Consider the following 14,100-nt stretch of genomic DNA (forward strand, 5'->3'; position numbering starts at 1 on the left):
AAAGGGTGGTACAGCTACGGTACGGGAAGTAAATGGAAACGTGAAATTGAAAGTACAACCGGAAGCGAAGTAAAATGAAAGAATGGGATTCCCATGAAGAGTTGTATCAACCGCTTTTATACTAAACAAGTTTCTATTTGGCACATCTGGTTAAAAAAACTGATCGCTCAATAAATCATACCGCTTCTGCATAAGATCTATTCTCTTAAAATAATTATAAGATAAATGGCAACCTCATAAACCCTATTAAAGCATAGGAGTTAATAGGGTTTAGCCTTCATTATTTTGATGAGACATAAGAGGAAGTATCCCTCATGAGATACGTTCATTTTAATATGTAGTTAACTTTAAAAGTTAAAATAAAAAACCTACTATGGCAGGGATTTCGTGGAGGTGACTCAGGTTCTCGCTCAAGAACATATTTTTTGTAGCGTAGTGGAACGAGGGATTAAAACCTTTGTTAGTAAAATTTATGGAAAGTTGAATCTAATATTCTTTCCTAAAATAATATCTCTATTGACTACAAGTTATTGCCTCAAGTTTACAAGATTATCTCTTAAATAGTTAGAAAAATTGAGACATCCCTATCTACTATAGTTATATAGACGAGGAATAAGCAATTGAGTAAATATCCATCTAAAATTCAAGTATTTATACTGTTTTTTTAAAGATTAAATTCGCATAACTTTCTAAAAATATTAAATTATTCAATAATAATATTATATCGATATGAATCTAGCTAACCTTTCCGAAAAAATTAAAAGCATATTTTTACATGATTTTTTTTCATCTTTAAATTCGGAGTTAAAAAACCGTAACACTGAACTCTTATCAAACCTTAGTAAAGTAAATTCAAACTTAAGTTCTATAAAAACTCCAAGTTCACTAAAGGAGTATATAATTACAAATATCCCCCCAGAAGGAATAATTATAGATGTTTCAGGTGAATATAAATTTGGAAATGATATCATTTGGAGTCCCAATAATTCCTGTACAGCAATCACTATCAATGCCGACAATGTAACTCTTGATCTCAATCAATTTATTTTATCAGTCAATCCTTCTACATTTGTAAATAATAATGGGGCGCAATTTAATGGGATTTCTGTTTTAGAATCAACAAACATTGTCATACAGAATGGCAGCATTGATAAAGTTTCTTACTATGGAGTAAACATCTCCAAATCGTTAGATATTAAAATAGATAATATTACGATTGGCAACATCAACTACATTGAAACTTCAAAAAAAGATCTAACTCCCTGCGGAATATTTATTGAAAGCACAGATGGGTTTTATATACAAAACAGTATAGTTCAAAATGTATCTGTAACCGCTCCATCCTGTGCGGGTATTCAGGTAATTAAATCTAACGATGGTAAGGTATCAAACTGTAGGTTGGAAAAATTCTTAAATAATGATGGCGGTGTACAAGGTTTTAGTTATATATCAAGCACTAAAATTCTTACTCAGAATTGTACTTGTGAAAATTTTCAATCTCATTACCAAGGAATCACTATGACTACGGGTCATACCGTTATAGGTTATGTACCTATTTTTTGTGATCAACTTGAGTTTAATGATTGCAGCTCAACATCCATGACTGGATGTTGTGATGATTGTCATGGCATGTCTGTTTTTTTAGATACCAACGTGGTGGTTAATAATTTTAGAGCCCTAAAAATCACCGATGGGGTAACTCCAAGAAATACAGGGGCAAAAGCAACAGGGTTAGAAGTCTATGGTAGTAACATCATTATTAACAATTGTAAAGCTAAGGATATAAAGGCTATCATTCCACAAGACCTGCAAAGTGCTGGATTTAGTGCTTGGGGCAATAATATTACTTTTAATGATTGTGTAGCAGATAACGTTACTGTAACAGATGCAGAAGGTACACCTTCTGCATCCTATGGTTATGGTATTGGTTTTGGCTGGGCACCTGACCCTAGATCAGAATTTAACGAAGTTGCCAATAATGTAAAATATAACAATTGTACTACTTATAACTGTCAGATAGGTTTCGATACGTGGTATCATACTAACTCTAATTGGAATGAAGTGATGAGTCATGGGGGTGAAATTTTTATATTAGTTCAACCTAATGCTACACGTACCCTCTCCATGGATCAATGTTCCGAATCACCAAATGGCAAATACCAACAGGTCAGCTTGACAAATAGAGCGAAAAATAATACCTATCCGATGATTAAAAAGACTTAGGATTATATATAATATTTTGCTAAAAAAAGTTGAGTTGAAAAAATAATTAACGGGACAGTGGGTTTAATAACTTAAATTATTTTTTTTCGTTTAGAAATATTATAGTTATTAAACTTTATACTTAAATAGAAAACATACTTTCTTTTAAAAATTTTTCATCCATATCAATAATATTGTTCATAAGGGCATATACAACTAGCCCTGCCGTATTTTTAGCGCCTGTTTTGTCTAAAATATGCTGTCGATGTCCTTCAATAGTTCGAATAGAACGGAATACTTTATCGGAAATTTCTTGGTTGGATAATCCATGACAAATCCAATAAAGAACTTCTTTTTCTTTTTTAGTAAGGTATTCTTTTATTTCAAAAAAGGGCCTTGTGGATTGTTGAGACTTACTTCTTATTGCATCTGCAAAGTCTTGTGTAAGATAGAGCCCTTTTTCATATACAGTATCAATAGCTAATTTCAATTCTTCAGGTTGTATCAGTTTAGGTAAGAAAGCATTCACTCCAAGTTTTACCATATATTTTACAAAACTTGGACTATAATACGATGTTAGAATAATGATCTTAACATCTGCAGATAATTTATTAAGATGCTTAGTAGTTTCTATGCCATCCATACTTTTCATACGTAAATCAAGAAGACATATATCAGGAACAATAGGGTTAGTTTTAAATTTTTCTAAAAATTCATCTCCACTCCCAACTGTATAAACTATTTCAAATTTTTCATAATCTTCTAATATACGAACCAAACCGTTTCTAAATAATATTTCATCATCGGCAATGGCAAGGCGAATCATTTATTCAATACATTGGTTAATAACCCAAATATAGTAGTTTTAAATTTTTAATGTATATTTAAGGAAATTATTAATCAAAAAATTATGGGCAAAGAAACAAATTCTATACCACTGCAAACTGCAAAAAGTTGGGCAAAAAAATGGAGAAAAGAAGAAGGTAATTATAATAAGCATCATTTTTTAAAAGCTTTTTTTATTCCCAAAGAAGATATACTTGAAACTTTAATGGAACAAGTTGATGGATTAAGAGCTTATGTAGGTGTAGATGAAAATAATGAAGAAAAATTAATGATTGTGGGAACCAAATATAATCCTGAAACAGATACTTATGAGGATATGTTACCAGATCGAGAAGAAGGCTTAAGAGGTGAGGTTTATGATTTTACAAGACCTTGTCCTCATATGTGTGATCGTGACAGTTCTCTTAATTCCCTAGATGATTAATATGAATGGGTATTGATGCTTTATTATCCTCTCTAAGCACGAGTGTCTTATTATTAAATGTTATACTTTACCTTATAAGTTTTCGTAACTCTTCTAAAACTTATAAGGTTCTTGTTTTTTACCTGATTACTTCTTTGATCATTCAATGCCTCATGGAAGCCTTTGCTTATTTAGGGTTAAACAATCATTTTTTATCAACCTACTATTTAATATTCAGGTTTTCTTTACTTGGCTTCTTTTTCTTCTATTTGTTTAAGGAGTTAAATTTAAACTCTTTAAAAAGATCAGTTGCAATTATTAATCTATTGGTTCTATCGTTAATTATATTTCAGTATTTTTTTTATCCTGCTTTATACTATAAATTTAACCCCATAGGTTTTTTAATTACCTCACTTATATTAATTGGATATTCTATCATATACCTTTATGAGCTTTTATCTAGAAAAAATGATTATTTATATTTAGTAGTAGGGCTATTGATATATTTAATAAGTAGTTCTATAATATTTATAAGTGCTACCGATATTATTAATATTAATAATGATTTGAATTATTATATATGGATTATAAATGCTTCATTATATTTGGGGTATCAGTTATTGATTTCTTGGCAATGGAGGGAACTATATTTTTCGAAGAAGAGTCTCAAGTAACCCTATTTAGTTTATTGTGTTTCTTAGTTGTACTAAGTATTATTCTCATTTTATTTTTTTTCTTTTCCAAAAAGAAAATAATACAAAAAGAGTTAGAGAAAAAAAACTTAGATCTATTTCATCAAAAGAAATTGTTAGAAGAAAATTTATTGGTTCAAGAAGAAGAACGTAAGCGTATTGGTGGTGAACTCCATGATGATATTAGCTCACAACTAAACCTTATGGCTCTAGATTTACAATTGCTCAACAAACCAAAAATTGAGCATAATGATTTAAAAAAAATTCAGCAGCATTTATTAAACTTGATTTTTAAAGCCAATGAAAGTTCAAGAAAAATTGCACACAACCTTTTTCCTCCAATGTTAGAGAAATTTGGTTTAGAAGCAGCTTTAGAAGAACTCATTGATGATTTCAATTTTAGCAATATTCTAAACATTCATTTTAAAAATGAATATGACCTGAATTTGCTTCCTTCTGCAGCACAATTACATATTTATAGAATATTTCAAGAATTGATAAATAATTCGCTCAAACACGGTAAGGCTAATAAAATTGAAATAAAAATTTTAAACACAAATTCAAAGATCAATTTCTTTTATATGGATGATGGCAAAGGTTTTAAAACTCAGAAATTAAATCGAAAAAAATCAGGGCTTGGTCTTAAAAATATTGAAAATCGAATCTTTTTTTTAGATGGAACTTTTCAATTAAAATCACAACCAAAAAAAGGTATAACTTTCAATTTTTCAATTCCTGAAAAATAAAAAACCAGCTATTATAGTCGTTAAGATTTTCTTTCCCCCCAAAGAAATCAACTCGATAATAACCTAGCTGGTTTTAATTATATATACTTATACTTTCTTATTTCAAAATTAATCAAATGACCACTCTTCACAATCAACATTAATCCTATTTATATAAAATCAGGTATTTCTACCTGTTAAAAGTAAAAGCCTCCTAAAACAGGAGGCTTTTATATAAATTTAAATAAATATCTATTTATTCTTTAATTAACTGTTTGACAATCTGTCCGTTCTTACCTTTTAGCATCACTATATAAACGGCTGCTTGGAGGTTAGAAATATCTATCGTCTTTTCATTGCTCATTTGTACAAGCGATACATGCTTTACAAGCCTTCCGTGAAGGTCATAAATGTTCATTTCCTTCATTTCCAAAAGGTCTTTATTGACAAGTATAACTTGGTTCCTTGCTGGATTCGGGAATAGGCTTAAGGATTTTAAACTTAAGGTATTTGTATCCACTTTTAAATCGGTATCAACTGTGATAACAGAAACACAAACCGATGTGTTCCCTAATTGATCTGTTGCTATAAAAGTGAAATTATATTCACCTTCGCTCAATAAAGTGCCCACTGCTGGGTTTTGAGAAATACTGGTTATAGTACCATCACAATTATCAATTGCAAATACATCCCCGTTTGCCACAAAATCAGGTACGGTAAAGAAATTTTCATTAGGGTTGCCCATAACGGTCTGGTCATCTAGACAATCTATAATAGGTCCCATATCGTCCACCACGGTCACCGTGGAAGTACAAGTAGAAACATTTCCGTTATTATCAGTTACAGTTAAGATAACTTGGTTCATCCCGATCATAGAACAATCAAATGTGTTTACATCTATTTGATAATCTGCTATACTACAATTATCAGTTGAACCATTGTCAACATCTTGGGCAGTAATGGTAACATTACCCGTACTGTCTAGTGAAATGGTGATGTCCTGACATATAGCTGTTGGAGCTTCATTATCAGCTATCATTATAGTGGCAGAAGCCGCAGTCGTACACCCATTAGCATCAGTCACTGTCACATTATAAGTTCCTGACATAAGTCCTGCAAGATCTTCGGTCGTTGCCGTATTACTCCACGAATAAGTATAAGGAGCAGTTCCTCCGGTCACGGTTAAATCTACTGTCCCATCATTTCCTGCGTTACAAGAAACATCGGTAGCTATTGCAGAAGCAGAAAGCGCAGTAGGTTCGGTTACCGTTGCAGAAGCAGTTGTTGTACACCCATTGGCATCGGTTACGGTTACGTTGTAAGTTCCTGCGGTAAGTCCAGTCATATCTTCGGTCGTTGCCGTATTGCTCCAAGCATAAGTATAAGGAGCAGTTCCTCCAGTCACGGTTAAATCAACTGTCCCGTCACTTCCTCCATTACAAGAAACATTGGTAGCTATTGTAGCAGCAGAAAGCGCAGTAGGTTCGGTTACCGTTGCAGAAGCGGTTGTTGTACATCCATTGGCATCGGTCACGGTCACATCATAAGTTCCCGCGGTAAGCCCTGTCATATCTTCGGTTGTCGCTGTGTTGTTCCATACATAAGTATAAGGAGCAGTTCCTCCAGTCACGGTTAAATCAATTGACCCGTCACTTCCTCCATTACAAGAAACATTGGTAATTGTAGCACTTGCAGAAAGCGCAGTAGGTTCGGTTACCGTTGCAGAAGCGGTTGTTGTACATCCATTGGCATCGGTCACGGTCACATCATAAGTTCCCGCGGTAAGCCCTGTCATATCTTCGGTTGTCGCTGTGTTGTTCCAAACATAAGTATAAGGAGCAGTTCCCCCAGTTACGGTTAAATCAACTGTACCATCAGATCCCCCATTACAAAAAACATCGGTAGCAATTGCATTAGTTGTTAAATCTGTTGGCTCAGTAATTATTGCACTTGCTGTTACAGTACATCCATTATCGTCTGTTATTGTTACATTATAGGTCCCTGCTGCAACACCTGTTATTGAGGCAGTTGTCGCAGCGTTACTCCATAAGTATGTGTAAGGCGCAGTTCCGCCTGTAGCATTTGCGGTAGCTTCGCCATCATTAGCTCCATTACAAGTTACATTTTCATCAATTATCGTAGAAGTTATTAGTGCGGCCGGTTCAGTAATTGTTACACTTGCTGTATCGGTACATCCGTTACCGTCTGTTATTGTAACATTATAAGTTCCAGCAGTCACTCCTGCTATTGAAGCTGTTGTTGCTGCGTTGCTCCATAAGTATGAGTATGGTGCTGTTCCGCCTGTTGCGCTTGCGGTAGCTGCTCCATCAGTCCCGCCATTACAGTTTATATTAATTTGTGAGGTAATTGTAGAAGATAAATCTTCATATTCAGCTGTTCGGATGGTTACATCATCAACGATGGCAAAATAATAGTCTCCGTCAAACGTAAGGCGTAATTTGCAATTTGTTAGATCCGATACATTAGTCAAACCAGTTAACTCATATGTCAATTTTGTTGTATTAAATATAGTACCGTTAGATGTCCCTTGTAGAATACTAACATCTGTCCAAGTAACACCTCCATCATTAGAATAGCCGACAGATAATTCAGAAATCTGAAAATCTCTATAAAATAAATAAAGGTCAATATATAACTGTTCACCGTTAAATCCAGAAAGATCAAAAGATGGAGATATCAATCGTCCGCTATGAGGAGAAGGTGAAGTACCTAATCCAAAAGCTCCTTGAACTCCTGCATTATCCATAAAATCAGAATCAAAGAGAGCCGCTCCATCAGTATAAGAAGGAGAAGTGATACCTACTGATGATCCATAATATGCTCCTTGCGATACAGCCCCTTGTGTCCAAAATGCATTTCCAGGAGTTCCATTCCCATCGTATACACTTATAGCTTGCCAAGAACCAGTTGTATTAAAAGGGTTTGCGAAACGCCCATTTGCATCCTCGTTAGGGTCATTTGATCCGCTTCCCCATACAATTTGAGCTCCAGGTGCAGTTATAACGGCAGTTGCAGTAGTAGTACATGAGTTATCATCGGTTATGGTAACTGTATAAGATCCTGCAGGTAAATTATTTATTGTAGCAGTGTTTGCACCGTTGCTCCAAGAATATGTATAAGGAGATGTTCCGCCTGTAGCAGTCACAGTTGCAGAACCATTTCCGTTACATGATACATTGGTTTGCGCGGTGATTGATGCAGTAAAATTGCATGTGGGCTCTGTAATGGTTACCGAAGCGGTAGCTGTACATCCATTGGCATCGGTCACTATTACATTATAAGTTCCGGCAATTACCCCTGCTATTGAGGCAGTTGTTGCGGTATTACTCCAAGCATAAGTGTACGGGGCAGTTCCACCTGTTACGGTTACTGTTGCTGCTCCGTTGCTTCCACCATTGGTAGATACATTGCTGTCAACTGTACCATTGGCCACTAGGGCGGCTGGTTGCAATACATCTACAGATTCTGTAGCTGTACATCCATTGGCATCGGTTACTATTACACTATATGTTCCGGTTGTAAGCCCGATCATATCTTCGGTTGTAGCCGTGTTGTTCCAAGTATAAGTATAAGGAGCAGTTCCACCTGTTACGGTTAAGTCAATTGTTCCGTTGTTACCTCCGTTACAGCTTACATTTCCTGCTACCGCATTGGCTGAAAGTACCGTTGGTTCCAGTACATCTACCGATTCTGTAGCAGTACATCCATTGGCATCGGTTATCGTTACTGAATATGTTCCGGCTGTAAGCCCGATCATATCTTCTGTCGTAGCGGTATTGTTCCAAGCATAAGTATAAGGAGCAGTTCCGCCTGTTACGGTTAAGTCAACTGTTCCGTTGTTACCTCCGTTACAGCTTACATTTCCTGCTAATGCATTGGCTGATAAAATATTTGCAGGTTGTGTTATAGTGAAAGACTGTGCATCGGTACATCCGTTGTTATCGGTTACGGTACAAGTCCACGTTCCTGCGCTCAGTCCCGAAACAGATGTAGTACCATCACCTGTTGGATTTCCTGGCGTCCAGTTGTAAGTATATCCTCCGGCTCCTCCAGTTGCTGCATTTACTGTCGCTGCCCCTGTTGCACCTCCATTACAAGCTATGTTGGTTTGCGAGGCTGGAGTAACATTTAATGTTGTTGGTTCGGTTACCGTTGCCGAGGCGGTAGTTGTACAGCCATTACTATCGGTTATAGTTACTTGGTAGGTACCTGCTGTAAGTCCGCTTATCGTATTGCTATTTGAAGTTGATCCTGATGAAGAGGCAATAGTAGTAGAATTTTTAGTCCAAACATAGCTATAATTTGAATCTCCATTAGTTGCGGTTACGGTAAGAGAGCCTGTAGATCCCCCGTTACAAGAAATATTGGTTTGCGATGTTATAGCAGCTGTCATGATACATGCAGGTGCATCTGGTGTTATGCTGGTTGCAGGATATGCTGATGCTTGAATATTAACAGGGCTATCACTAAAAGTCCAATTAGCAGGGTCATTTATTAATGCTCTTATAGTTGAAGCACTTCCTGTAAATGTTCCTGTATATTTAGCATTATCCTGTTCTGGTAAAGAGGGGAACAAAGCTATAGCATTTACGCCGTTTGTTAAACCTGCGGGAATACCCGAAGTACTTGTGCTTGTTGAAGTACAGTCTCCACTAATATGAGTACAAGTAAAACAACTATGCCAACCACCGGCATCGTCACACCCAGAAGTATGCAAATAATTATCATCTCCATATATCCCTGCAATAAAAGTTGGGCTAGCCGGTTCAGCGCCAGATGAGGATTGATAAGCCAAAATACTGTCTCCACCTAGCAGACTAAAGCCAGTATCTAATCCAGATAGAACTGCTGTTCCCTGAGTAACCGTAAAGGTATCGCTGGCAGTTTCTATAATTGAGACTATAGTGCCTAATGGCAAGCCTCCGCCTGGTGCTGTCCAGACAATATGATCTTCCGTATTTCCATACCAGGTAGCAAATTCTGCCTTCCAGCCTTTATCTGTAAAGTAAATAACTTCGCTTGCGGGTATATCCGTTAAAGCTATAAAAGTAAAGCCATCATCTACATCAGTATGATAGCCTACCATGGCTATATCCCCAGCAGATAATGTTTGTCCTTGAATGTCTTGTACCCAGGTACAACACGAAAGCAATAAAATTAAAAAAAGTAATTTTTGTTTCATAATTAATTGATTTTAGTTAATGGCATAAATAAGCGTTCTGCCAACCTCCAGTCTGATTGGTTTGTTCCATACCCATGGCTCTTTCAAAAAAACAACCCTCATTTTTAAGTATTCTTGATTTTTTAATAGATTTTTTTTGATTTTCATTAATGAAAATTTCATATATATAATGATTGAATACGGTATGATTAGTATTCTGATTAAAGAAAACACTTCCCCTGGGCCCATCTATTGAAAGATTCTCTATGGTTGTACAAATATCTGATTGTAATAGTTTTCTTTTAGAATTATATATTTTTTTTATTATTAAGCCGTTTTCATATCCTAGCATGGCAAATATTGTTGGGTGTTCTCCATCATAGGTCTTTTTATAATTTTTTATAAAATCATCTTCAGAATTCTCCTCATTTTCTATCCATGATCCTATTATATAGACTTGACTCGTATTGTTTAAGGGTAAATTTTCTTTTATCGAAAATGGGGTAAAATAATATTCTGTATTATCTAAAAGATTTGTTTGTTGTATAAAGTCACCATGTTCTTCAGCGAAGAGACCACTATGAAAGGCAAAAACAGTTTTTCCGTCATGGCTCTGTATAACTTGTTGCATTATTTCCGCTTCGTTCTCACGCGGATTAAAAGGAGTAATGTAATGTCCCAAAAAACTCATTTGTTTTTCCTTTAAACCCATTTCTATAGCTTCAAGTATTCCATAACCAGCGTCATAATAAGAAGAAGAACTAACTATATTTTTCATACCCTGTTGGGCAAAATACTTACCTAATGAATAACAGGCCTCATTTAGCCCATAGGAATTAATGTAAACCCCTTTGTGCTTCTCTAATTTATATGGGATATTTGCTCCTAAATTGGATACAATAAGAATTATATTATTGTCTTCTGCATAACTGTAAATATTTTTTGTATTGTGATGACCTAAAAAAGCTATTATTAAACTAATTTCTTCTTGAAAATTTAGTTTTTGAATCTTTTCAATTACTTGACGATCATTAATTCCGATATCAATACTTTCCATATAATATTGAACAGGCAGATTATTTAGTTTTATACCTCTAATAAAATCTTGAGATATTGCAGAATATTGAGAAGATTGCAAATATAATATGCCTAATTTTAATGGTAAATCCATCATACTTCTTAATTTAAATAAAAATGAGAGGAAAAATTAGATGTTCTCCTCTCTCTATGCAATAATAATCGTTAATTCTTAAAGTTTACTGTCTCGAAGGAAAAATACCAGTTATTGCTATACAAACATAAACTCCTAAAAATGGGCTACGAGTCTGTAAGGGAATATTCCCTCCGCTATTTGTAGTTGAACCACTTACAATACTTCTAGAAGTAACTCCCCCTACCGAATCTTCTGTTATTGGGGGTTCACTATATATATTGGGAAACCCTCCGTTAGAACCAAATACATTGTTTCCAGAATCAGGTTCGTTTGTATCCCCACCTGTTCCTGTGTTAATAACTGTTTGGGTATTTACATTAGCAAGACCATCTACTAACATGTGGTTATGAGAAGGCATATTTGCAATAGTAACATATGCATTTTCAGCCCCTCCTCTTTCACCCCAAGATACCGTATTTAGTCCTGGGCCATGGCCTACATGTACCATAGATCTTCCCCTTAAATCCGGTAGCGCAAAAGTAGTTCTTCCATCGCCTCCATAGGTTGTTCCCAACAATGAAAACAGTGCCGTATTAGCAGATATAGCGAGTAATTGACCATCGCACAATGCCCATCCCCGAGGGGCAAAATTAAATCCAAAAGGTTGAATTTGTCCAATAAGTGGTTCCATAAGAATAGTATTTGGTTAAAATTATTTTGTTTTTTCTTAAATGACTAAAAACAAATGAATTATTACATTCAAATATATTATGAATTTTAAAAAAAAAACAATCCTATTCTCTATTTAGACAAATACAGGTATTTATACTTAAAAGGGTAATATAGCATTATCTCCTTTGAGTTATTTTAAATAAGCTATACTATAATTGGCTTAAACATTCGTTCCAAAATATAATATTATTTTAAAAATTTCATCAAATTCTATATTCAAGTTAAGTTTTTTTAGATGCTATATTTCTTACTTTTGAACAGCTGTTAGTTTTATGGTAACAAACTTGATTTTAAAACAAGTTTAATATTAAACATAGATGAAAGCAGGAATTAGATTATAATTTATTATCATTTAAATAAGCCTTTAAAGTTTCCCGGTAACTGGTACCCACTGGTATTTCTATATTATTGATGAGCACACATTTTCTATTGTATTGTCTTATTTTAGTTACAGGAACAATATAGGATTTATGTATTCTCATAAATTGATAAGGGCCTAATAAGGTTTCTATCGATTTCAATGTTTTTAGCGCTAAACAATAATTGTTCCCGGTAAAAATTTTAGCATAATCTTTCAATCCCTCAATATAATCGATATCCTTTACTAAAACCTTAATAAACTCATCACCTTCCTTTACAAAGAATGAGGGTTCATGTGTTTTTGGACTACCATTATTCTCTAAATTTTCAAAACGGTTCATGGCTTTACTAAAACGTTCAAATGAAATGGGCTTGAGTAAATAATCCACCACTCCCAGATCAAAACCTTCAACAGCATATTCACTATAGGAAGTAGTCATGATAAATTTCGTCATATCCTTAGAAAGTTTTACCAGTTCTATTCCAGAAATTTCAGGCATTGCTATATCCGTAAAAACAATATCGACTTCATCTCCTCCTTTTAGATAATTAAACGCTTCAACCGAATCTGTAAATGTTTTAATCACCTTAAAATTAGAGAACCTACTTAAATGAAGTACAATCACATCAATAGCCAAAGGTTCATCGTCAATAATTATGGTTTTATATAAATACATCTAGGTTAGTGATATTTTGAGTTGTGCGGTGTGGGTTTCTCCAGTATTAGTGATTTTTATACTTGAGTGTTTGGGGTATAATAAGAGCAAACGTTGTCTTAAGTTTTCAAGTCCTTTTCCTTCACGATTGCTTTCTTGGAAATGCTGTTTTTTAAAAATACTGTTCTCTACAAAAAAAAAGAGTTCATCATTTTCAATATTTACCTTAATTTTAACAAATGCATCCTTTGAATTGGTGTAAAAACCATGTTTAAAAGCATTTTCCACCAGTATGATTAAAAGAAAAGGAGCGATTAAAACCTCCCCATGTACATTTTCGTCAGTAATCAGTTGGATAGAAGCGTCTTTACCAAATCGCATTTTCTCAATATCTATATATTTCTTGATAAAATCTATTTCTCTATTTAACCGTACTTTTCTAAGATGGGTTTCATCGGTTAAATAACGCATCATACTGGATAGTTTTAAGATATAATCGGAAGTCTCTGGATGATTCTTTAAAGATAAACTATACAAAGAGTTGAAGGCATTAAATAAGAAATGGGGATGTAATTGATTCCGAAGTATTTGTTCTTTAGCCTGATTCAATTCTTTTTTTAACTTTTTATATTGATTCAGAAACGCTAAACGGTTGATGAAATAAATACCCAAATAAAATAAAAGCAATTTTCCCAAAAAGCTCGTAAAGTATTCAAAGGATTGTTCAAACTCGATCCTGTTGTGTATCCTGAAGTCTTTGAGCGATGCCAATCCTATAAGTAAAAAAATAAAAAGAACTACGAAGCCTATTTTTTTCCAGATACTATTTAATTTAAACACATAATAATATAGTCCATAAGCCATTAAAACGAATACAAAATTCTCTATAGCATCACTTGTCAAAAAGAAAAGCCAATCATATGGAATTGATAAAAAGGCTTCTCTTAGCAATTCAATTGAGATAATAGCTATAAAGGTCACATTGAAAGTAGTTTTAATAAACTGTATGCTCTTGTTTGATAGTTTCAACATTCTATGTTTTTAATATATATGGTAAATATAGAGAAATGAAATGCTGTTAAGTCGATAATAAAGATAGGTTCGTCGATTCGCTTCTAGTGTTTGTCTATCTCATTTTCAGAGAAACTC

At 34.2% G+C, this 14,100-nt stretch carries 9 protein-coding genes; 3 read left to right on the top strand and 6 right to left on the bottom strand.

Annotated elements, in window-relative coordinates; translation table 11 throughout:
* The first annotated feature begins 729 nt into the window (after positions 1 to 729).
* Complete coding sequence (locus FT986_RS14950; protein WP_147865742.1) at positions 730 to 2,223, top strand: right-handed parallel beta-helix repeat-containing protein; 1,494 nt, start codon at positions 730 to 732, stop codon at positions 2,221 to 2,223.
* A 121-nt stretch (positions 2,224 to 2,344) separates the two neighbouring features.
* Here FT986_RS14950 and FT986_RS14955 read toward each other — a convergent pair whose 3' ends face one another.
* Positions 2,345 to 3,028, bottom strand: coding sequence for a response regulator transcription factor (locus tag FT986_RS14955; RefSeq protein WP_147865743.1), 684 nt, complete (start codon positions 3,026 to 3,028; stop codon positions 2,345 to 2,347).
* 84 nt (positions 3,029 to 3,112) lie between these two features.
* On the opposite strand from FT986_RS14955, the gene FT986_RS14960 reads away from it, so the two are divergent.
* Together FT986_RS14960 and FT986_RS14965 are read left to right on the top strand one after the other, a co-directional pair.
* Entirely contained in the window at positions 3,113 to 3,472 is a 360-nt protein-coding gene (locus FT986_RS14960) for a hypothetical protein (RefSeq protein WP_147865744.1), read from the top strand.
* 784 nt (positions 3,473 to 4,256) lie between these two features.
* Positions 4,257 to 4,889: a sensor histidine kinase gene (locus tag FT986_RS14965; protein WP_187248651.1), complete on the top strand. Its 633-nt coding sequence runs from the start codon at positions 4,257 to 4,259 to the stop codon at positions 4,887 to 4,889.
* A gap of 235 nt (positions 4,890 to 5,124) precedes the next feature.
* Here FT986_RS14965 and FT986_RS14970 read toward each other — a convergent pair whose 3' ends face one another.
* The 5 genes from FT986_RS14970 to FT986_RS14990 form a co-directional block, all read right to left on the bottom strand.
* Positions 5,125 to 10,071, bottom strand: a complete 4,947-nt coding sequence (locus tag FT986_RS14970; protein ID WP_147865746.1) for a T9SS type A sorting domain-containing protein — start codon at positions 10,069 to 10,071, stop codon at positions 5,125 to 5,127.
* A 16-nt stretch (positions 10,072 to 10,087) separates the two neighbouring features.
* A complete protein-coding gene (locus tag FT986_RS14975) occupies positions 10,088 to 11,224 on the bottom strand; it encodes an ABC transporter substrate-binding protein (protein ID WP_147865747.1) in 1,137 nt (378 codons plus the stop codon).
* 82 nt (positions 11,225 to 11,306) lie between these two features.
* On the bottom strand, positions 11,307 to 11,894 hold the full coding sequence (locus FT986_RS14980; protein WP_147865748.1) for a phage tail protein: 588 nt from the start codon (positions 11,892 to 11,894) through the stop codon (positions 11,307 to 11,309).
* Positions 11,895 to 12,270: 376 nt separating this feature from the next.
* Positions 12,271 to 12,972, bottom strand: a complete 702-nt coding sequence (locus FT986_RS14985) for a LytTR family DNA-binding domain-containing protein (RefSeq protein WP_147865749.1) — start codon at positions 12,970 to 12,972, stop codon at positions 12,271 to 12,273.
* Positions 12,973 to 13,983, bottom strand: coding sequence for a sensor histidine kinase (locus tag FT986_RS14990; RefSeq protein WP_147865750.1), 1,011 nt, complete (start codon positions 13,981 to 13,983; stop codon positions 12,973 to 12,975). It lies immediately after the preceding gene.
* Positions 13,984 to 14,100 lie beyond the last annotated feature (117 nt).

Source organism: Mesonia sp. K4-1 (assembly GCF_008017825.1).
Classification (GTDB): Bacteria; Bacteroidota; Bacteroidia; order Flavobacteriales; family Flavobacteriaceae; genus Mesonia.

Bases quoted from the DNA above. Each gene is read 5' to 3' on its own strand.
- FT986_RS14985 (WP_147865749.1), bottom strand. From the start codon at position 12,972: ATGTATTTATATAAAACCATAATTATTGACGATGAACCTTTGGCTATT.
- FT986_RS14980 (WP_147865748.1), bottom strand. From the start codon at position 11,894: ATGGAACCACTTATTGGACAAATTCAACCTTTTGGATTTAATTTTGCC.
- FT986_RS14955 (WP_147865743.1), bottom strand. From the start codon at position 3,028: ATGATTCGCCTTGCCATTGCCGATGATGAAATATTATTTAGAAACGGT.
- FT986_RS14970 (WP_147865746.1), bottom strand. From the start codon at position 10,071: ATGAAACAAAAATTACTTTTTTTAATTTTATTGCTTTCGTGTTGTACC.
- FT986_RS14950 (WP_147865742.1), top strand. From the start codon at position 730: ATGAATCTAGCTAACCTTTCCGAAAAAATTAAAAGCATATTTTTACAT.
- FT986_RS14990 (WP_147865750.1), bottom strand. From the start codon at position 13,983: ATGTTGAAACTATCAAACAAGAGCATACAGTTTATTAAAACTACTTTC.
- FT986_RS14975 (WP_147865747.1), bottom strand. From the start codon at position 11,224: ATGATGGATTTACCATTAAAATTAGGCATATTATATTTGCAATCTTCT.
- FT986_RS14960 (WP_147865744.1), top strand. From the start codon at position 3,113: ATGGGCAAAGAAACAAATTCTATACCACTGCAAACTGCAAAAAGTTGG.